The 19,246-nt window shown below is 71.3% G+C and carries 15 protein-coding genes; 12 read left to right on the forward strand and 3 right to left on the reverse strand.

Annotation, left to right across the window (positions count from 1 at the left end):
- Positions 1–135 precede the first annotated feature (135 nt).
- On the reverse strand, positions 136–687 hold the full coding sequence (locus ACWCWD_RS30980; RefSeq protein ID WP_450777921.1) for a TerD family protein: 552 nt from the start codon (positions 685–687) through the stop codon (positions 136–138).
- 251 nt (positions 688–938) lie between these two features.
- Positions 939–1,895 (reverse strand): DUF1152 domain-containing protein, encoded by a 957-nt coding sequence (locus ACWCWD_RS30985; protein ID WP_450777923.1) that lies wholly within the window; start codon positions 1,893–1,895, stop codon positions 939–941.
- Positions 1,896–1,995: 100 nt separating this feature from the next.
- Here ACWCWD_RS30985 and ACWCWD_RS30990 point away from each other — a divergent pair, with 100 nt between their 5' ends.
- The 6 genes from ACWCWD_RS30990 (at position 1,996) to ACWCWD_RS31015 (ending at position 8,329) form a co-directional block, all read left to right on the forward strand.
- On the forward strand, positions 1,996–2,604 hold the full coding sequence (locus ACWCWD_RS30990; RefSeq protein WP_450777925.1) for a DUF4937 domain-containing protein: 609 nt from the start codon (positions 1,996–1,998) through the stop codon (positions 2,602–2,604).
- Between the two features lie 144 nt (positions 2,605–2,748).
- Positions 2,749–3,408 (forward strand): histidine phosphatase family protein, encoded by a 660-nt coding sequence (locus tag ACWCWD_RS30995; protein WP_390958216.1) that lies wholly within the window; start codon positions 2,749–2,751, stop codon positions 3,406–3,408.
- 83 nt (positions 3,409–3,491) lie between these two features.
- Entirely contained in the window at positions 3,492–4,409 is a 918-nt protein-coding gene (locus ACWCWD_RS31000; protein ID WP_450777927.1) for an ADP-ribosylglycohydrolase family protein, read from the forward strand.
- Positions 4,410–4,697: 288 nt separating this feature from the next.
- Positions 4,698–6,623, forward strand: a complete 1,926-nt coding sequence (locus ACWCWD_RS31005; RefSeq protein ID WP_450777929.1) for a DUF4153 domain-containing protein — start codon at positions 4,698–4,700, stop codon at positions 6,621–6,623.
- 327 nt (positions 6,624–6,950) lie between these two features.
- Complete coding sequence (locus tag ACWCWD_RS31010) at positions 6,951–7,661, forward strand: ribonuclease HII (RefSeq protein ID WP_450777931.1); 711 nt, start codon at positions 6,951–6,953, stop codon at positions 7,659–7,661.
- A 56-nt stretch (positions 7,662–7,717) separates the two neighbouring features.
- Complete coding sequence (locus tag ACWCWD_RS31015) at positions 7,718–8,329, forward strand: hypothetical protein (RefSeq protein ID WP_450777959.1); 612 nt, start codon at positions 7,718–7,720, stop codon at positions 8,327–8,329.
- A 145-nt stretch (positions 8,330–8,474) separates the two neighbouring features.
- On the opposite strand, the gene ACWCWD_RS31020 is transcribed toward ACWCWD_RS31015, so the two are convergent.
- Positions 8,475–9,116 carry a hypothetical protein gene (locus ACWCWD_RS31020; RefSeq protein ID WP_450777933.1) on the reverse strand — a complete coding sequence of 214 codons (642 nt, stop codon included), beginning with the start codon at positions 9,114–9,116 and terminating at the stop codon, positions 8,475–8,477.
- Positions 9,117–9,449: 333 nt separating this feature from the next.
- Between ACWCWD_RS31020 and ACWCWD_RS31025 the strand changes: the two genes are divergently transcribed.
- The 6 genes from ACWCWD_RS31025 to ACWCWD_RS31050 all read left to right on the forward strand — a co-directional run bounded on the left by ACWCWD_RS31025 (position 9,450) and on the right by ACWCWD_RS31050 (position 19,121).
- A complete protein-coding gene (locus tag ACWCWD_RS31025; protein ID WP_450777935.1) occupies positions 9,450–11,609 on the forward strand; it encodes a RecQ family ATP-dependent DNA helicase in 2,160 nt (719 codons plus the stop codon).
- Positions 11,610–11,932: 323 nt separating this feature from the next.
- The gene (locus ACWCWD_RS31030) at positions 11,933–13,291 is read left to right on the forward strand and encodes a DUF4192 domain-containing protein (protein WP_450777937.1); all 1,359 of its coding nucleotides are present in this window, start codon (positions 11,933–11,935) and stop codon (positions 13,289–13,291) included.
- Between the two features lie 221 nt (positions 13,292–13,512).
- Complete coding sequence (locus tag ACWCWD_RS31035; RefSeq protein WP_450777939.1) at positions 13,513–14,277, forward strand: NUDIX hydrolase; 765 nt, start codon at positions 13,513–13,515, stop codon at positions 14,275–14,277.
- A gap of 216 nt (positions 14,278–14,493) precedes the next feature.
- On the forward strand, positions 14,494–16,218 hold the full coding sequence (locus ACWCWD_RS31040) for an ATP-binding cassette domain-containing protein (RefSeq protein ID WP_450777941.1): 1,725 nt from the start codon (positions 14,494–14,496) through the stop codon (positions 16,216–16,218).
- A gap of 159 nt (positions 16,219–16,377) precedes the next feature.
- Complete coding sequence (locus tag ACWCWD_RS31045; RefSeq protein ID WP_450777943.1) at positions 16,378–17,262, forward strand: FadR/GntR family transcriptional regulator; 885 nt, start codon at positions 16,378–16,380, stop codon at positions 17,260–17,262.
- A 320-nt stretch (positions 17,263–17,582) separates the two neighbouring features.
- Positions 17,583–19,121: an RNA polymerase sigma factor gene (locus ACWCWD_RS31050; protein ID WP_450777945.1), complete on the forward strand. Its 1,539-nt coding sequence runs from the start codon at positions 17,583–17,585 to the stop codon at positions 19,119–19,121.
- Positions 19,122–19,246 lie beyond the last annotated feature (125 nt).

Consider the following 19,246-nt stretch of genomic DNA (forward strand, 5'->3'; position numbering starts at 1 on the left):
TCCGGCGTTCGGTCTGCTGCCCGTTCTGCTGCCTGTTCTGTTGCTCGTCCTGCTGGCTCGTCCTGCTGTACGTCCGGACCTGCTGGTTCTACCGGTCCTTCAGGGCCTTCGGGGCCCCCGCGGCTCTCCGGGCCTTCACGCCGAGGGTCCTGCGTCCCTGCCCATCTCGGCGGCGAAGGTGCCCGGGTCGCCGTCGAAGCCCCGGAGCACGGAGTGGAAGGTCCAGAGGCCCGCGCCGTCCCGGGTGAACTCGGCCACGACCGCCGCAGTCGCCGAGGCGACGCGCGAGAAGTCGTCCTCGGCCAGCTCGGTGTACCCCTCGCGGATCTGCACGCCGGTGTGGGCCACCGCCCCGAACGTCTTGCGGCCGTCGCGCTGCTGGATCGCCACGCCGACGACGACCCGTACGTACCGCTCCGCGAGCCGGTCGAGTTCCAGGGTCATCACCTCGTCGAACCCGAACCCCTGGCCGTTCCTGCTGTCCCGGTTGAGGGTGATGGTGCCGTCGGGGGAGCGGCTGTCGAAGTGCACGAGGTAGTCGGGGTCTCCGAACGGGGCGTCGGCGACGTACGTGCCGGCGATGATGTCCAGGTCGTTGGGCGGTTCACCGAGCTCGCTGGGGTCCCACTTGAGCCGTACTTCGACCTTCTCGATGTCCTTGTTGGGAGTGCTGTTGGGGGTGCTCATCGGACTTCCCTTCATGCCGCTGCGCCATCGATCCGGTCCTATCACCTGATGATGGCTATAACTCTTCCCGGATCCAACCGCGTTGGCGCCGGGCGGCCGGATCGGGCCAGGTCCGGCCCGAAGTGGCGTGAAGCGGCCGTGTGGTGAGGGCCGCGGATGCTCAGGGTTGGGTGCTCTGGGAGCTCTGGGAGCTCTGGGTGCTTCTCAGTGCTCTCGGTGATTCTCGGTGCTCCGGGTGCTCCGAGTGCTTCTCAGTGCGGGATGCGGAGGGGTGCGCGCTGGACGGTCTCCTCGCGGAACAGCTCGATCCGGCTGCTGACCTGGCGCAGGAGATGGGTGTCCTCGATGCGGTCGAGATAGAGGCAGTTGCGGGCCACGCCTTCCAGCTCGAAGGCGAAGCAGAGCGACATCAGGGGGTTGATGAACAGTTCACTGCCCCGGGTGCGCGAGGTGAACCGTACGTCCCCGAACGAGCCACGGACCGCTGCGGCGATTGACCCGTTGACGATGCTGGGGTGGTCCGGGGTGCTCTCCTGGGCGTGCGCGACCGCGTCGAGATAGAGCGCGCCCTCGCGCGTCGAACGGGACAGGGAGAACGCGCCGAGGTAGGCGCCGTCCCGCTCCAGGGCGGCGATGTTCTCCAGCACGAGCCCGTGGCTGACCCCGTGGTACGCGTCGATCCCGAAGCCGACGGAGACGATCAGCCGCTCCGCCACGTCGATCCCGGCGAGCGCGGCGACGGAGGTGAGGTCCTCCTCCGGGGTGCCGAGACCTGACTCGTCGCCCCGCATGAGGATGTCCGTACCGCCGTCGACGAGGACGACCGCGTCAATGGCGTACCGCTCGATCAGCGCCCGGTACGCGTCGCGCAGTGGCTGGACACCCACGCGCGCGAGGGCGTGGACGGTGCTGGGGTACCCGTTCAGCGCCAGCCACTGGGCGAGGGTGCGTTCGGGAAAGTACGTCTGGTACGGGGAGCTGTCGGGGGTGACGGCCGCGACGTCCGGCGCGACCCAGTCGTCCAGGGGAAGGCTCTCGATCGAGCTGAAGGTGAGATTGGCCAGCGTGACGTCCTTCCCCCGGTGCAGGAGCGACAGGGCTATCGGCAGGCCTGCGTAGATGTCGAAGCCGCCGCCGGCCCCGGCGACGAGTATGTGCTGGGCGGATTCCAGCCGGGAGAACAGGGGATGGGCATGCAGTCCGGTCATGGTGATCATTCTGTGTATCCCGCACCCTGTTGTGGACGGAGTTCGGACGTTCTCCACGGGAGAGTGACGCGCGCCACGCCCGGAGCCGTACGATGGCGCGGTGCTGGTCAAGTGGATGCGTTGCGCCGTAGTGGACCGTCATGGGTTCGAACAGGGGCAGCGACAGGGGGCGGGGCTGCTCGATGAGCCGGGGTTCCGAGGACAGGGCGGCGGGTGGAGCCGGGGACGTCCGGACGTCGCGCACGTCTTCGCGTTCTGGGAGAACCGGGTCTTCTACGACTCCTACATGGCGCGGACGGGCGACGGCGCGACCGCCGGGCGGCCGGGTGCGTACGGCGAGGCGCAGGTCAAGCTGTTCGAGTACCGCTTCGACGTGAAGACGGGCTTTGAACCGGATTTCACCGACGCCGATGTCGTCCGGGTGGCCCACAGCAAGGTCCGCGAGGACCGGGTCGAGCACTTCGCGCTCATGCAGCAGCGGGTCTGGAATCCGGCCATGGCGGGATCTCCGGGCATGCTGCGAGGGGTCTTCGGCGAGGCGCCGGGCCACGAGTTCCTGGTGCTGTCCATGTGGCAGTCGAGTTCGGAGCGCGGTAAGTACCGGGTCCAGAGCGCCGAGCGGCTGTCGGAGCGCGCCGAGACCGAGACGGACGTACTGGCGCTGAGCGGGGACGTCGTCCAGCTGGAGCCGTCCTGGACGGTCGCCTGACCCGGCCACGGCGTCATGCGGTCCGGCCCGGCCGTCGGACCTGGGCCTGAACCGGCCGTGCCCGGCTGTGCGCGGCCGGGTGCCGGAGAGTTCGCGCCTCCGTTCGAACAAGGCGTATTCGTTCGCAGCCCTTAGGGTCGTTCCATGGCACGACCGCAGCGCATCGTCCTCGTACGGCACGGAGAGTCCGAGGGCAATGTGGACGACACGGTGTACGAGCGTGAGCCCGACCACGCCCTGCGGCTGACGCATACCGGGCTCCAGCAGGCGGAGGCGACGGGTTTCCGGCTGCGTGAGCTGTTCGGCGACGAGCGGGTGAGTGTGTACGTCTCCCCCTACCGCCGCACCCACGAGACCTTCCGCGCGCTCGGGCTCGACCTGACCCGGGTGCGGGTGCGCGAGGAACCCCGGCTGCGCGAGCAGGACTGGGGAAACTGGCAGGACCGGGACGACGTGCGGCTCCAGAAGGCGTATCGGGACGCCTACGGGCACTTCTTCTACCGCTTCGCCCAGGGCGAGTCCGGAGCTGACGTCTACGACCGGGTCGGCGCCTTCCTGGAGAGCCTGCACCGGAGTTTCCAGGACCCCGACCACCCGCCGAACGTGCTGCTCGTGACGCACGGGCTCACGATGAGACTGTTCTGCATGCGCTGGCTGCACTGGTCGGTCGCCGAGTTCGAGTCGCTGTCCAACCCGGGCAACGGCGAGACCCGGATGCTGCTGCTCGGACCCGACAACCGCTACACCCTGGACCGCCCGTTCGCGCGCTGGCGGACCCCGGAGCCGTACGGCATCACTGGGTAGAGCGGCAGAGCGGCAGAGCGTTTCGCTGAGCCGTCATGGAATTCCTGAGCCGTCATGGACCTAGTGAATAGAGTGGTAGGAAGATGATCTCTTACTCCTCCGAAACATTCGAACGTCGTTACGAATGCACCCTCGCCAGCCTGCGCGGACTCTCCGTCGGAGACGCCCTGGGCTCCCAGTTCTTCGTCCCCGTGAACTACCCGTTGCTGCGCAGCCGCACGGTGCCGTCCGGGCCCTGGCAGTGGACCGACGACACCGAGATGGCCTGCTCGGTGGTGGCGGTGCTCGCCGAGCACGGCCGCATCGACCAGGACGCGCTAGCCCACTCCTTCGCCGAGCACCACGACTTCGACCGCGGTTACGGCCCCGCGGTGAACCGGATGCTCCGGCTCGTGCGAGAAGGCGGCGACTGGCAGGAACTCGCCGCCGGGCTGTTCCAGGGCCAGGGGTCCTGGGGCAACGGTTCCGCCATGCGCATCGCCCCGCTCGGCGCCTGGTACGCCGGCGATCCCGAGCAGGCCACCCACCAGGCCGAGATCTCCTCCTACACCACCCACCAGCACCGTGAGGCCGTCACCGGGGCGATGGCCGTGGCCGCCGCGGCGGCGCTCGCCGCCGCCCCCGGAGGACCGCCCCCGCCGGAGGAGCTGCTCGACACGGTGATCGCCCTGCTGCCGCGCAGCGCGGTGGTGGCCGGGCTGCGGCGGGCGAAGGACATGCTCGACTACGAGGACCCCACGACGGTTGCCGCGGTCCTCGGCAACGGCCGCCGCACCAGCGCCCAGGACACCGTCCCCTTCGCCCTCTGGTCGGCGGCCCGCTCCCTCGGCTCGTACGAGGAGGCGTTCTGGGTCACCGCCCAGGCGGGCGGTGACGTCGACACCACCTGCGCCATCGTCGGCGGAATCGTCGCGGCGGGCCAAGCCGGCGCCCCGCCGGCCGGATGGCTGGCACAGACCGAGGATGCGCCCTTCTGGGTGCCCGCCGAACCTCGCCGCTGACAGCCGCGTCGGCCAGACGCCGGGATGGGCGTGCCCGTACGGATCGGGCGCTCGACCGAGTCCGCACCCGGGAGCCCGGCGAACGTGTTCGGGTGCGGAGCGTGACCATGCCGCCCTTCCTGTCACGGTCCTGCCACAGGGACCCGGGAGCCGGTGCGCGCGGGCCCCGCGCCGCTACTGTTTCGGCCACGCGCCGCCCGGTGATCTGCACCGGTGCGCGAGGAACGAGACAGCGGGTGACGCGCCGACGCTCGGCCGTACGGCGGGCCCGCGTGGGGGAGGGGTCCCATGACCACGTCCGACCAGCCGCCCGGGATACCGGGCCCGCAGGACGCGTCGTCGCCGTCAGGCGAGTCCGGTGAGTCCGGTGAGACCCATGCGGCCGGGGGGCCCGAGGACGGCGGATCCGGGAGTTCCGGAGGTGCCGGAGGGCCCGTGGGTTCCGAGGGTGCCGGGAGCGGCGGGGGCTCCGGCTCCGGTGGGGCGGACGGGGGGCCCGTGTCCCCGGTGGCCGCCCCGGTGGCCGGTAAGCAGTCCGGCGGCAGTGCGCATCCGCGTGCGGCGTCCCGGGCATCGGATCCGGTCCCGGCATCCCAGGCCCCGCTCCAGCCGCACCCGACCCCGCCCCAGGCGTCCTCGGCGCCGCCTGCCAACCCCTGGCAGCTCCGGCCCGCGCAACCGGGGGTGTTCGCGCAGGTCCGCCCTGCCGCTCCGCCGCCCATCGGGGGCGCGACCCTGTGGGCGGTCCTCGCCACCGGCATCCTCAGCGCGCTGCTGCTCGGCGACGGCCTCGGGATCAATCTTCTCCTCGTGGCGCTGCCCGCCGCGGCCGGAGCCTGGCTGGAGGCGCGCAGGGCCGGGCGCGGCGCGCGCGCGTGGACGCTGACCTGGGCGGCCGGGGGGCTGGCGCTGCTGGCGATCCCGGCGCTGTTCGACGCGGGCTGGCCCACCTTCCTCGCCGTGGTGTCCGCGGTCGCCCTGGGCTCCCTCGCCCTGCATGGCAGCCGGAGCTGGCTCGGCGTGTTCGCGGGCTCGCTGGGGGTGTTGGACGGGGTGGTCCCGGGCGTCGGATGGGGTTTGCGCGGTGTCCGTGCGCGGGCCACCGGCTCGCGGGCGCACTGGGGCACCGTGCTCCGGACGGCGGCCGTCGCCGTGGTGCTGCTGCTGGTGTTCGGGACCCTTTTCGCCAGTGCCGACGCGGCCTTCGCGGACCTGCTCGGCGATGTTCTGCCGGACGTCTCGGTGGGCGACGGGCCCGTGCGGGTCCTTCTCCTGGTGCTGGGCCTGGCCGGCGCGCTCGCCGCCGCGCACACGGCCGCCGCACCCACGCGCTGGGACGGGATCACCGTCCGGCCGGGTCGGGCGCGGGGGCGAGTGGAGTGGGCGCTTCCGCTCATCGTGCTCGACGTGTTGTTCGCCGCGTTCATCGCGCTTCAGCTCGTCGTGCTGCTCGGCGGCTACGACAAGGTCCTGGAGGAGACCGGCCTGAAGCCCGCGGAGTACGCCCGTGAAGGCTTCTGGCAGCTGCTGTGGGCCACTCTGCTGACCCTGGTGGTCATCGCCCTGGCCCTGCGGCTCGCCCCGCGCGGTGGGGCGAAGGACCGCCTGCTCGTCAAGGGTGTGCTCGGTACCCTCTGCGTCCTCACACTCGTCGTCGTGGCCTCCGCGCTGCGTCGCATGGACCTGTACGTCGACGCGTTCGGCCTCACCCGGCTGCGCATCTCGGTGGCGGCGGTCGAACTCTGGCTCGGCGTCGTGCTGGTGCTGATCATCGCGGCCGGCGTCTTCGGCGCCCGGCATCTCCCCAGGGCGGTCGCGGTCAGCGCCGCAATCGGCGTACTGGCCTTCGGCCTGATCTCCCCCGACCGGCTGATCGCCGAACAGAACGTCCAGCGCTACCGCGAGGGCAAGGCGATCGACATCACCTACCTCCAGAACCTGTCGGCCGACGCGGTGCCCGCCCTGGACAAAATTCCCGACGTGAACATGCGTGCCTGCGCGCTCCGGGAGATCCAGAGCACGCTCCGGCGTTCGGACGCACCGTGGTACGCCACGAGCTGGAGCGAGGCGAAGGCGCGGGACATCCTCGCCAAGCGCCCCGTCGCCCCGACCGGGTCCCCGTGCTACGCGCTGAACGACACCGATTACCGCATCGGCCGCGACCCCGTCGATCCCGGCCACTCCGACCCGTACGACCCGTACGACCCGTACTGACGGGAGCGGTCCACACCGCATCCGACACGGGGGGCGCGCCGGATCCGCCCGCCGACTGCCTGCCGGAATCGACCACCGCCCTCGCCGCTGGCCGCACCGCTGGCCGCACCGCCCGCTGTCGCCGGCGGTGCGGCCGTCGAACAGCTCCCGCGGGCGGCTGGGCGGCTGGGCTGCGTGGGGCGGCCGGGCGGGTCGGAACGAACATCCCGGCGCTCCGGACGGATGCCCGTGACGGGCATGGGACACCGCGTGTGCCGGGCAGTTCACGGAATGCCCGGTCCCCCGGGGTGTCGTCGCCGCCGCCATCGGCGTACGCTGTCTGGCGCCATGCCGTACGAACCACCCACGCACACCGTCGAGCGCTCGCTCCGTGCCACCACCGGTGCCCGGACCGTCGCCGGTGTCGACGAAGTCGGACGCGGAGCGTGGGCAGGTCCCGTCACCGTCTGCGCGGCGGTCACCGGTCTGCGCAGGCCCCCCGAGGGGCTCACCGACTCCAAGCTGATCACGCCCCGGCGCCGTGCCGAGCTGGCGCCCGTCCTGCGTGACTGGGTCACCGCCTTCGGTCTCGGCCACGCCTCTCCCGAGGAGATCGACGACCTCGGGATGACGGCCGCGCTGCGTCTCGCCGCCGTCCGTGCCCTGGACGAGCTGCCGGTACGCCCCGACGCGGTGATCCTCGACGGCAAGCACGACTACCTCGGAAGCCCGTGGCGGGTACGTACCGTCATCAAGGGGGACCAGTCCTGCATCGCGGTCGCCGCCGCTTCGGTCATCGCCAAGGTGCACCGCGACACGATGATGGCGGAACTCGGTGCGGACACCGGAGAGTTCGAGGACTTCGCCTTCGGAGCCAACGCGGGATATCCCTCACCGACGCACCGGGCGGCGCTGGAGAAGCTGGGGCCCACCCCCCACCACCGCATGTCCTGGTCGTACCTCGACGCGCTGCCGCGTTGGCAGCACCTGAAGAAGGTCCGCTTCTCCGCCGAGGCGGCAGCACTCGAAAGCGGGGGCCAGCTCGGCTTCGACTTCTGATCGCGCTTGCGCACCCACCCGCCGACACCAGGCGTATCGGCATTTGATAGACAACCATCCATGCCTCTCACCCCGAGGAGCCTCAGATTCACGAGAGCGCTCAGGGTCCCCGTGTGATTCCGGCCGCCGGCCGCACCGCGTCGACCCCCCGTCCCGTTCCTGGTCCGCGTTCCGCGGCCACACCGCGTCCCGGACACCCGGGACCCGCACGGCCTGCGCCCCCGGTGCAGCGCCCCCACCCTGCCCCCGGCCCGTCCGCGCACACGGAGAATCGTTCCGTGCCGCAGCTGCAGGTGATCCCGGCCCCTGTCGCCGGCGCGCTCGACGCCGCCGAGGAGGCCGTCGACCTGCTGCTCGACAACGGTCGCGCTCCGGGCGACGTCCTCGTGCTCACCACGGGTGAGCAGCACCCGTGGGCGACGCACGAACTCTCCTTCGGCGAGGCCGCCTACTGGGCGCAGCACGATGCCCGTGACGACGTGTTCTTCGCGGACCTGTCGGCGATCGGCCGCGCGGCCGGGCGTCCGGTCGTGGTCGTCGCCGTCAACGGCGACCTGGCCGGCGAAGCCGCCCAGCGGCTGTCCCTCGCGCAGGAGCGGGCCGGCGCGCTGCTGATCGTGTGCGGCGATCCGAAGGCGATCAACTCCGCCCTCGGCGCGAGCGTCTGATCCGACCGGGAGCCCGCTGTCCGGGCGTTCCGGGCCGGCCGTCCCGCACGGGGCGGCCGGATTCCGGTCCGCCGGGCGTCGCGGTCCGCCAGGTGTCTCGGTCCGCCGGGCGCTTCGGGTAACTGGGCGTCTCGGTCGGCCGGGTTCAGCGGGCAGCCGTGCGCAGCATCGCCTCGGTCGCCCGGCCGCCCGTGCGGAGTGGAGACGGAGCGGGGGCGAACGCCTCCGCGAGCGAGGCGGGCGTGGACAAGGAGCTCGGCTGCCTGCCGCCCCTTCCCTCGCCCAGTACCTGCCAGCCGCCCCGGGTCAGCGTGATGTACGCACCGCAGCGCAGCCCGTGCAGGGTGCAGGCGTCCCGCAGCCCCCACATCCAGGCGCCGTCCTCCTCCGTCCAGCGCTCGTCGCCCTCCCGGCAGTAGAGCAGGACCGCCGTACGGGCCGGAGTACGGCGACGCAGGTCGTGCGGGATGACCCGGCGCAGGTGGGAGAGGAGCGCGTTGCGGAACTCCCAGCCGTCCGCGGCAGCGGAGCCACGCCTGACGAACGAGGCGCTGGCGTTCAGCCGTTCCTCGTGGTCGAGGACGGCCACGACGGCGGTGGCCGGAGTGGGACGGTGGCGGGCGTGGAGCCCGCTCACCACCTCACGGGGGTTTCGCAGCAGGGGTATACCTGCCGATGCCCACTCGGTGGGCTCCAGCATCCGGGCGAGACGACTGGTGGAGCCGGCCGACATCGAGGACGCCGCCCACGGTGAGGTGTCTGCGGACGGTGCGAATCCGAAGGTCACGGTTCTCCCTTCGTTACGCGCCCACGGTGCGGGCAGGATGACAGAGGGCACGCCCATACGGGCCGTGAAATGACCGTGCGGGAGGCAACTCCAATTCTTCCTGGCGTATCGGCGGGCGGCAACGAGCAATTGGAACACCTGACGGATATCTGCCGTAAAGACCTGGATATCCCTGCCCGCCGAGGGCTCCCACGATGCCTCCCGCCTCCTTCGAACAGCGGGGCACGGAAGGAACACCCCGGAACGGCATCCGGCACGGGAGCCTTCCGTACCCGTGTTCGTCACCCTGCGTGAGGTGGCCGTGCTGCCCGGACATCGGGTTGCATGGGGGGCATGAACACCCTGGATCTCCGCACCGAAGCAGACGCCATCCTCGCCGAACTGGTTGGTGACCCGGGCGGCTCGGCGCGGCTGCGGGAGGACCAGTGGCAGGCGGTGGCGGCTCTGGTGGAAGACCGCCGCCGGGCCCTGGTGGTGCAGCGCACCGGGTGGGGTAAGTCGGCTGTGTACTTCGTCGCCACCGCCCTGCTGCGCCGACGTGGAGCCGGCCCCACGGTGATCGTCTCGCCGCTGCTCGCCCTGATGCGCAATCAGGTCGACTCGGCGGCGCGGGCCGGTATCCAGGCACGCACCATCAACTCGGCCAACCCGGAAGAGTGGGAGACCATCTACGGCGAGGTCGAGCGTGGCGAGACGGACGTCCTTCTCGTCAGCCCGGAGCGTCTCAACTCCGTGGACTTCCGGGATCAGGTGCTGCCCCGGCTCGCCGCCACGACCGGTCTGCTGGTGGTCGACGAGGCGCACTGCATCTCCGACTGGGGCCATGACTTCCGGCCGGACTACCGCCGGCTGCGGGCGATGCTCGCCGAGCTCGCACCCGGGGTGCCGGTCCTGGCCACCACCGCCACCGCCAACGCACGCGTCACCGCGGACGTCGCCGACCAGCTCGGCACGGGCGCCGGCGAGGCGCTCGTGCTGCGCGGGCCGCTGGAACGGGAGAGCCTGCGGCTCGGAGTCGTACGGCTGCCGGACGCCGCGCACCGCCTGGGCTGGCTGGCCGAGCACCTGGAGGAGCTACCCGGTTCGGGGATCATCTACGCCCTCACCGTCGCCGCCGCCGAGGAGGCCACCGCCTTCCTGCGGCAGCGGGGCTTCGCTGTCGCCTCCTACACGGGGCGCACGGAGAACGCGGACCGCCTCCAGGCGGAGACCGACCTGCAGGAGAACCGGGTCAAGGCGCTTGTCGCCACTTCGGCCCTCGGTATGGGCTTCGACAAGCCCGACCTGGGCTTCGTCGTCCACCTCGGCTCGCCGTCGTCGCCCATCGCCTACTACCAGCAGGTGGGACGAGCCGGCCGAGGTGTGGCCCACGCCGACGTACTGCTGCTGCCGGGCAAGGAGGACGAGGCCATCTGGCGCTACTTCGCCGACACGGCCTTCCCGCCCGAGACCCAGGTGCGCCAGACCCTCACGGCCCTTGAGGGTGCGGGGCGACCGCTGTCGGTCCCCGCGCTGGAGGCGTCGGTCGAGCTCCGGCGCAGCCGGCTGGAGACGATGCTGAAGGTCCTTGACGTCGACGGCGCGGTGAAGCGAGTGAAGGGCGGCTGGACGGCCACCGGCGCCCCGTGGGTGTACGACGCCGAGCGCTACGCCTGGGTGGCGCGGCAACGGGCGGCCGAACAGCAGGCCATGCGCGACTACGTGAGCACGTCCGGCTGCCGGATGGAGTTTCTGCGCCGTCAGCTGGACGACGAGGGCGCGGCCCCGTGCGGCCGCTGCGACAACTGTGCGGGGGCCTGGGCCGATTCCTCCGTATCGGCGGAGACGCTCACAGGTGCGGCGAAGGAACTGGACCGGCCGGGAGTGGAGATCGAGCCGCGCCGGATGTGGCCGACCGGGCTGCCCGTCCTGGGCATCGAGCTGAAGGGGCGTATCCCGGCCAAGGAGCAGTGCTCCGGCGGGCGGGCCCTGGGCCGGCTCTCGGACATCGGCTGGGGCAACCGGCTGCGTCCGCTGCTGGCCGAGAACGCACCGGACGTACCCGTCCCCGACGACGTCCTGCGGGCGGCCGTGGACGTCCTCGCCGACTGGGCCCGCTCCTCGGGGGGTTGGGCGACCAACACCCCGGACGCCTCCGCCCGGCCGGTGGGGGTCGTCGCGGTCCCGTCCCTCTCGCGCCCACAGCTGGTCGGCTCCCTCGCCCAGGGGATCGCATCCGTCGGTCGCATGCCCTTCCTCGGCACGCTGACGCACACCGGTCCGGAAGGTGCGCACACCGCGCGCCGCAGCAACTCCGCGCAGCGCGTCCGAGCCCTGTCCGGTGCTTTCGCCGTCTCCGACGAACTGGCGGCCGCGCTGGTCGCGTCGCCCGGGCCCGTCCTGCTCGTGGACGATTCCACCGACTCCGGCTGGACCCTCGCGGTCGCCGCACGCCTGCTGCGCAAGGCAGGCGCGGAAGAGGTCCTTCCACTGGTGCTGGCCGCCGCGGGCTGAGTCCGCGGCCACCCGTTCCGTACGCTTCGTCTCCGGTGCCGAGCAGCCCGGTCGGATCCCGCGTCGGCGCGAAAGAGCCTGGCCAGGAGGACGATCGAGTGACTGGAGGAGGGAGAGGCGGCCGTACCGGCGGCCGTCAGCATGGTGGGCGTGTACGAAGAGCGCGGCCGCGCGTCGAGTGCCGAGAGCGTCTACGTGCTTGTGAGTGGTCATGGCCCCATGAGAACCCCGGGTACTGACAACCCGCCAGTGACGCTGCGTGTCTGTGGATAAGGTTATCCACAGGGGTCGCGGAAATTGGCGTGGTGCGGGACGGTCAAGCCATGAACAAGCACCATGAATCCACCGGTTCCTCCGACACCCAGCAGGTCACTCTCCGTGGCCCCGCAGATCTCGCCGACGCCCTTCCCTATCTGCTGGGGTTCCACCCGACCGACAGCGTCGTCATGGTGGGACTGCACGGCGGCCGGGGCCGCTTCGGGGGGCGACTGCGCCATGGGATCCCGCGGTCGGAGAAGGAATGGGGCCCGGCAGCAGACGAGTTGGCGGGGTGTCTGATCTCGGGAAGCGGGCAGCGCCGTGGCCGGCCGGACGCGATCGTCCTCTTCCTGTGCCAGGACCCGGTCACCGGGGAGACCGCCCGCGAGGTCATGGAGAGGCTGCGGCCCTTCGCCCAACTCCTGCGCACCGCTTGCGGTTCGCTCGACGTTCCCGTCCTGGAGGCGCTCTGCATCTCCAACGGCAGGTACTGGTCGTACTGTTGCCCGGACGGCCGGTGCTGCCCGAAGGGCGGCAACCTGCTCGCTCTTCCGGGCACCACTGTGATGGCCGCGGCGGCGACCTACGCGGGGATCCAGGTCAGAGGGTCGCTCCGGGAGCTGGAGCAACGGCTCGTGCCCTGGTCCGGCGCGCACGAGCCGGAACAGCTCCGCGCGCTGGACGAGGTGGGCGCGGCGATGGTGACCCGCATCCTCGACACCCACGGACGCAGCCAGGTGGCCAGGGAGACCCTGGATCTGGCGAGGGGTCTGCTGCAGCGGGTCGGCGATACTCCCGTCCCCGCGGCCGCGGGCGTCGCCGACTTCCGCGACGACGGCCTGATCAGCCACGACGAGGCCGCCGCCGTGATCCTGGGGCTTCAGGACAGGGAGACCCGGGACCGCGCCGCGCGATGGATGGAGGGCCCGGAGGCCCATGCGGCACTGCGTCTCTGGCGAGCCCTCGCCCGGCGCTGCGTGGGCCCGTACGTGGAGCACGCCGCCGCCCCGTTGGCGCTGGCTGCCTGGGTCTCGTGGTCCACCGGGGACGAACCCGGCGCACGCGTGGCCCTCGATCTCGCCCTGCGGGCGGACCCCGACTACACCTTCGCCAGGCTCCTCCACCAGGCGTGCAACGAGGGCGTGGACCCGGAGAAGCTGCGGCGCTGCCTTCGGGAGGAGGAAGAAGAGGCCCGAAGGTCGGCCGCCGGACCAGCCGCCCAGCCGCCGGATGCGACGGCGCCCCGCCACGCGAGCCGGGTGGGAACCTGTGCGTCGGCAGGGCCGTCGGCCGCCACCCGCAGCAGGAGGGCCCCCGGCCGTACCCGCCCCGTCACCCCGGCCAATCCGGGTACGGCGCGGGTCCGGCGCCGGGAGCGGCTGCCACGCGGGCAGCAGGGGGACGGTGACGGCACCAGCGGCTGAGCCGCCCGAGCCCGCGCTTCCCGTGCGGCCCGCGCTTCCGTACGGCCCGGTCTCCGTACGGCTCCGTCCCGGTATGTGCGGTGTGGTCCCGCGGGGGAGACCGCACCGCATCCGACGGCGTCGAGGGCACCGGAGTGCGGCCCCGCGCCGTGCCGTCGGCCGCGTTTTCGGACGTGGCGGAATGGAGTGTTTATCGTCAGGGAGACGACTATGATCACCGCATGCCGTCCTACGACCCGTCGACGTTCCCGCCCTTCGCTGTCACCGTCGACCTGGTCGTGCTGACAGTGCGGCGCCACGCGCTCTGCGCGCTGGTCGTACGCCGGGGGGAATCCCCCTTCCAGGGCCGCTGGGCGCTGCCCGGCGGCTTTGTCCGCGCGGACGAGGACCTGAGCGCCGCAGCCGCCCGAGAGTTGGTCGAGGAGACCGGGCTCTGCGCACACGACCCGGCTGCTCCGGTCGCCGGAAACGGCGCCCACCTCGAACAACTCGCCACGTACGGCGCCCCGTCCCGTGACCCGCGCATGCGGGTCGTCAGCGTGGCCCACCTGGCGCTCTCGCCCGACCTCCCCGCTCCCCGCGCGGGAGGAGACGCCAACGGGGCGCGTTGGGCGCCGGTGGACGACCTGCTCGCGGCAGGCAGTGACACGGTGGGGGAGGAGGAGTCGTCCGCACCGCTCGCGTTCGACCACGCACGCATCCTCGCGGACGGAGTGGAGCGGGCCCGGTCCAAGATCGAGTACTCCTCGCTCGCCACGGCGTTCTGCCCGCCGGAGTTCACGGTCGGAGAGTTGCGCCGCGTCTACGAGGCCGTGTGGGGAGTGGTCCTGGATCCCAGGAATTTCCACCGCAAGGTCACCGGCACGCCAGGATTCCTGGTGCCCTCGGGTGGTACGACGACACGACAGGGCGGCCGTCCCGCCCAGTTGTTCCGTGCTGGTTCCGCCACCGTGCTCAACCCGCCCATGCTGAGGCCGGAGGTCTGAGACCCGGAGCCCGAGGCCGGGAGCCCGACCGCTGATCCGTCGGCCGGAGAGGCCTGCGGGCGGTCTCGCGCACGGTGACTCCGCGGTTCTCCAAGAGCGCGAGCGCGGAACACTCGTAAGCTTCCAGCTGCACCAAAAGTCGCAAATGTCGCGTTATGTTGCTGAGGTACGCACGCTCCCTGCCGCCGAGCGGTCACACCTTCCGCGAGAGAAGCGATGCTCCAGGCCATCGGACTGACCAGTGCCCGCCGCCGCGACCTGCCGCCCGTGGTGGACGATCTCACCTTTGAAGCCCGCTCGGGCCGTGTCACCGCGCTCCTCGGTGTCCCCGGCGCCGGAAAGACGACGGCCCTGCGCCTGATGCTGGAACTCGACCCCGGGCGCGGAGTCACCTACTTCAGAGGCCGCCCCCTGCACCGGATCGGGCACCCGCCCCGGGAGGTGGGTGTGCTGCTCGGGGACGTACCCGGTCATCCGGCGCGGACCGCACGGGGGCAGCTGCGCATGCTCTGCGCCGCCGCGGGCGCGCCTCTGTCGCGTGCCGACGAGATGCTCGACGTCGTCGGTCTCTCCGGGCTCGGCGACCAGCGCATCGGAGGGCTTTCCGTCGGGATGGACCGCAGACTGGGGCTCGCCTCGGCCCTGTTGGGCGACCCGCACACGCTGCTGCTCGACGATCCCGCCGACGGTCTGTCCTCCCGTGAGAGTGGCTGGCTGTACGGGCTGATGCGCGCGCACGCGGCCCAGGGCGGCACGGTGCTGTGGACCACCAGCGACCCCAAGGAGGCCATCCGCTCGGCGGACCGAGTCGTCACCATCGGCGGCGGCAGGCTCGTGGCCGACCAAGAGGTCGCCGACTTCGCCCGCACCCGTCTCCGTCCCCGTGTCGCCGTGCAGTCCCCGCATGCCGCCCGCCTCGCCGCGGTGGTCGGCCGGGAAGCCCGGGACAACCGCAGGTCCGTGGAGATCGTGGCCGAGGAAGGGGCCCGCCTCTCGGTGTACGGGAGCAACTGCGCGGAGATCGGGGACGCCGCGTTCCGGCACGGCATCCCCGTACACCTGCTCGCCGACGAACTCGGCGACGCGGGCCCTCCCGCGCCCCCCGCGCCGGCTCCCGCCTCCGCGGCGGCGCTCTCCGAACTGCCCCCGCCCATCACGGTGCGCCCCCCGCGGGGCCCGCTGCGCCCGATGCGGTACGAGGTGAGGCGCATGCTGGGAGTGCGGACAACGGCGTTGATCGTGGCGGCGGTTCTGGTCGTCTCGGCTGCCGCATCCGTTCTGCTGGCGCGCGTCGGGGGAACCTCCCAGCCGCATCTGCTCGCCGGCTGGCCGGCATTGCTGCCGCTTCCCCCGGCGGCACTCGGGGCCGGACTGCTGGGGGCGCTCTCCTACGGCGACGAATTCCGCTACCCGGCTCTCGCGGCAAGCCGGGGCACGGTGCCGAGGCGGCTCGGCCTGCTCGTGGCGAAACTCCTCGTCACCGGCGCGGTGGCGGCGACGCTCGCACTCCTCTCCGTGGTCTGTGACGTCCAGCTGCTCCGTCTTTTCTACGGAGATGAACTGGCCGCGGTGCCGGGGAACGCGACTCTCCTGGGCGCCAGTTGGATCGGTCTTTCGGTCGGCTGTGCCTGGGCAGGGCTGCTCGCGGCGGGAACCTTCCGGGTGGCCGTGGCCGGAGTAGCGGCGGTGCTCGCCGTTCCCGTACTCGTGGTGCCGCTGCTTCAGAAGGTGTTCGCCGGGCCCGCCGCGCACGCGCTCACCGGCCTTCCCGCCCGCCTGCGGCAACTGGCCTGGCTCGACATCCCGCCGGGGCCGGACCGGTGGCTGCTGGCGGCCGGCCGGATTCTGGCCCAGCCCGTCGGTCTGGCGCTCCTTGTCTCGCTGGCGGCTCTGATCTGCGCCTACGTCGGTACCGCCCTCCGGAACAGGGCGCGTTGGTGACCATGGAGAGTCGACGGTCGAGCGCCGAACCTCAACTCGGCTTCGTGTGACCGAATTGAGACGATAAAGCGTCAATTGCGGCGCGAGCGACGATCACCCTTTCGTGTGCTTTTCAGCAAAGACCTCAAGGGGCGCGCGAGCCACGCCGACAAATGATGCGTGAGTACCCTTGCGCACACCATGATGACCACCGCCCGCTCCGCCGATTCCGGCCTCGCCGGCCCGGGCGACCTCGACCGTTACCCCTACGCGGAGCCGGCCGGTGAACGCGCGGCGCTGCGTTCCTGGGGCGGTTCCGAATCCGAGCTCGGGCGCACCGGTCGGCGGGGGTCGGCCAGTCGTGGCCGAGGCCTGCACGGCCAACTCGTCCAGCAGCTCGGTCAGATGATCGTTTCAGGTGACCTCGGCGCGGACCGCCCTCTCGTTCCCGAAGAGATCGGGCAGCGTTTCGAAGTCTCCCGCACCGTCGTGCGCGAGTCCCTGCGTGTCCTCGAAGCCAAGGGTCTGGTCAGCGCCCGTCCCAATGTGGGGACCCGGGTGCGCCCGGTCAGTGACTGGAATTTGCTCGACCCCGACATCATCGAATGGCGCGCCTTCGGCCCTCAGCGCGACGACCAGCGTCGCGAGCTGGCGGAGCTGCGGTGGACGATCGAGCCCCTCGCGGCGCGGCTCGCCGCCGGGCACGGCCAGGAGGACGTTCAGCAGCGGCTCGGCGAAATGGTCGAGATCATGGGGCATGCGCTGGGGCAGGGGGACGGGGTCACGTTCTCCCGCGCCGACGCGGAGTTCCACGCCCTGCTGATCCAGGCCGCCGGCAATCGCATGCTGGACCACCTCTCCGGCATCGTTTCCGCCGCCCTCCACGTATCCGGCAGTCCGGTCACCGGGTGCGACCGGCCCAGCGAGGCATCGGTCGGCCAGCACGCCCGGATCGCCGACGCCCTCGCCTCGGGCGACTCGGCGGGCGCCGAGTCGGCCATGCGGCAGCTCCTCGTCGTCCACCCCGAGGTGGAGCGCGTGGTTCCGGCTCCGCGCGAGCACTGAGGGCGGTACGGCCGGGGTACACGCACCCTGTGCCGCCGGACCGTGCGGTCCGGCGGCACAATTGTGGGGAGATGTCACCCTTGGCACTGTTCGTCGTACATGGGGTGTGACTCGGGCCACGCGGATTGGGCGTAACACTCCTCGAAACAGTGCGATGACCTAAGAGGTGACCGCCGCGGAAGGAATACAGCAGCCATTCGGTGTGCTGTGCAGTTCCCCGGCCAAGCCCGCGCCGTCGGCGACCATCCAGTCGACGGACGTCGGCTCCAGCCCTCCAGGGCCGGGCCGGAAGCCGTTTCCATCGTTCCGAGAGGTTGTTCGTGTCGGCCAGCACATCCCGTACGCTCCCGCCGGAGATTGCCGAATCCGAGTCCGTCACGGCGCTCATCGAGCGGGGAAAGGCTGATGGGCAGATCGCCGGCGACGACGTGCGTCGGGCCTTCGAGGCTGACCAGATTCCGCCAACCCAGTGGAAGAATGTTCTGCGCAGCCTCAATCAGATCCTCGAGGAAGAGGGTGTGACGCTGATGGTCAGTGCCGCGGAGTCGCCGAAGCGCGCCCGCAAGAGCGTCGCAGCGAAGAGCCCGGTCAAGCGCACCGCCACCAAGACCGTCGCGGCGAAGACGACCGTGACGAGGACCGTCGCGGCCTCCGCCGCCCCGGCCGTCGACAGCGCGGACGCGTCCGGTGAATCCGGTGCCGTTCCCGCGAAGAAGGCGGTGGCCAAGAAGGCCGCCGTGAAGAAGACCGCCGTGAAGAAGACGGTGGCCAAGAAGACCGCCGCCAAGAAGTCCGGCAAGCAGGACGACCTCCTCGACGGTGACGAGGCGGTCGAGGACGTCAAGGTCGGCAAGGGCGAGGACGAGGAGGGCGAGGGCGAGAACAAGGGCTTCGTCCTCTCCGACGACGACGAGGACGACGCGCCCGCGCAGCAGGTCGCCGTCGCCGGTGCCACCGCCGACCCGGTCAAGGACTACCTGAAGCAGATCGGTAAGGTCCCCCTCCTCAACGCCGAGCAGGAGGTGGAGCTCGCCAAGCGGATCGAAGCGGGTCTGTTCGCCGAGGACAAGCTGGCGAACGCCGACAAGCTCGCGCCGAAGCTCAAGCGCGAGCTGGAGATCATCGCCGAGGACGGTCGGCGGGCCAAGAACCACCTGCTGGAGGCCAACCTCCGTCTCGTGGTCTCGCTCGCCAAGCGCTACACCGGTCGCGGCATGCTCTTCCTGGACCTGATCCAGGAGGGCAACCTCGGTCTGATCCGCGCGGTCGAGAAGTTCGACTACACCAAGGGCTACAAGTTCTCCACGTACGCCACCTGGTGGATCCGTCAGGCGATCACCCGCGCCATGGCCGACCAGGCACGCACCATCCGTATCCCGGTGCACATGGTCGAGGTCATCAACAAGCTGGCGCGCGTCCAGCGGCAGATGCTCCAGGACCTGGGCCGTGAGCCCACCCCGGAGGAGCTGGCCAAGGAACTCGACATGACCCCCGAGAAGGTCATCGAGGTCCAGAAGTACGGGCGCGAGCCGATCTCCCTCCACACCCCGCTGGGTGAGGACGGGGACAGCGAGTTCGGTGACCTGATCGAGGACTCCGAGGCAGTCGTTCCGGCCGATGCGGTGAGCTTCACCCTTCTCCAGGAGCAGCTGCACTCGGTGCTCGACACCCTCTCCGAGCGTGAGGCGGGCGTGGTGTCCATGCGCTTCGGTCTCACCGACGGCCAGCCGAAGACGCTGGACGAAATCGGCAAGGTCTACGGGGTGACGCGTGAGCGCATCCGGCAGATCGAGTCGAAGACCATGTCGAAGCTCCGCCACCCGTCGCGTTCGCAGGTTCTGCGCGACTACCTCGACTGAGCCGACCAGGCAAACCGAATGGGCCGGGGGGGCCGGACCCAAAAGTTGAGGGGCGCCCGCCCCAAAGGGGTTTCGGGGGGCGCGCCGGCGGGCGGGGTCAAGCAGAGGATGGGAGAAAAAAGAGA

This window comes from Streptomyces sp. NPDC001493 (assembly GCF_053597235.1).

Bases quoted from the DNA above. Each gene is read 5' to 3' on its own strand.
- ACWCWD_RS30980 (WP_450777921.1), bottom strand. From the start codon at position 687: ATGAGCACCCCCAACAGCACTCCCAACAAGGACATCGAGAAGGTCGAA.
- ACWCWD_RS30985 (WP_450777923.1), bottom strand. From the start codon at position 1,895: ATGACCGGACTGCATGCCCATCCCCTGTTCTCCCGGCTGGAATCCGCC.
- ACWCWD_RS31025 (WP_450777935.1), top strand. From the start codon at position 9,450: ATGAACACCCTGGATCTCCGCACCGAAGCAGACGCCATCCTCGCCGAA.
- ACWCWD_RS31000 (WP_450777927.1), top strand. From the start codon at position 3,492: ATGATCTCTTACTCCTCCGAAACATTCGAACGTCGTTACGAATGCACC.
- ACWCWD_RS31010 (WP_450777931.1), top strand. From the start codon at position 6,951: ATGCCGTACGAACCACCCACGCACACCGTCGAGCGCTCGCTCCGTGCC.
- ACWCWD_RS31005 (WP_450777929.1), top strand. From the start codon at position 4,698: ATGACCACGTCCGACCAGCCGCCCGGGATACCGGGCCCGCAGGACGCG.
- ACWCWD_RS31035 (WP_450777939.1), top strand. From the start codon at position 13,513: ATGCCGTCCTACGACCCGTCGACGTTCCCGCCCTTCGCTGTCACCGTC.
- ACWCWD_RS31030 (WP_450777937.1), top strand. From the start codon at position 11,933: ATGAACAAGCACCATGAATCCACCGGTTCCTCCGACACCCAGCAGGTC.
- ACWCWD_RS30995 (WP_390958216.1), top strand. From the start codon at position 2,749: ATGGCACGACCGCAGCGCATCGTCCTCGTACGGCACGGAGAGTCCGAG.
- ACWCWD_RS31040 (WP_450777941.1), top strand. From the start codon at position 14,494: ATGCTCCAGGCCATCGGACTGACCAGTGCCCGCCGCCGCGACCTGCCG.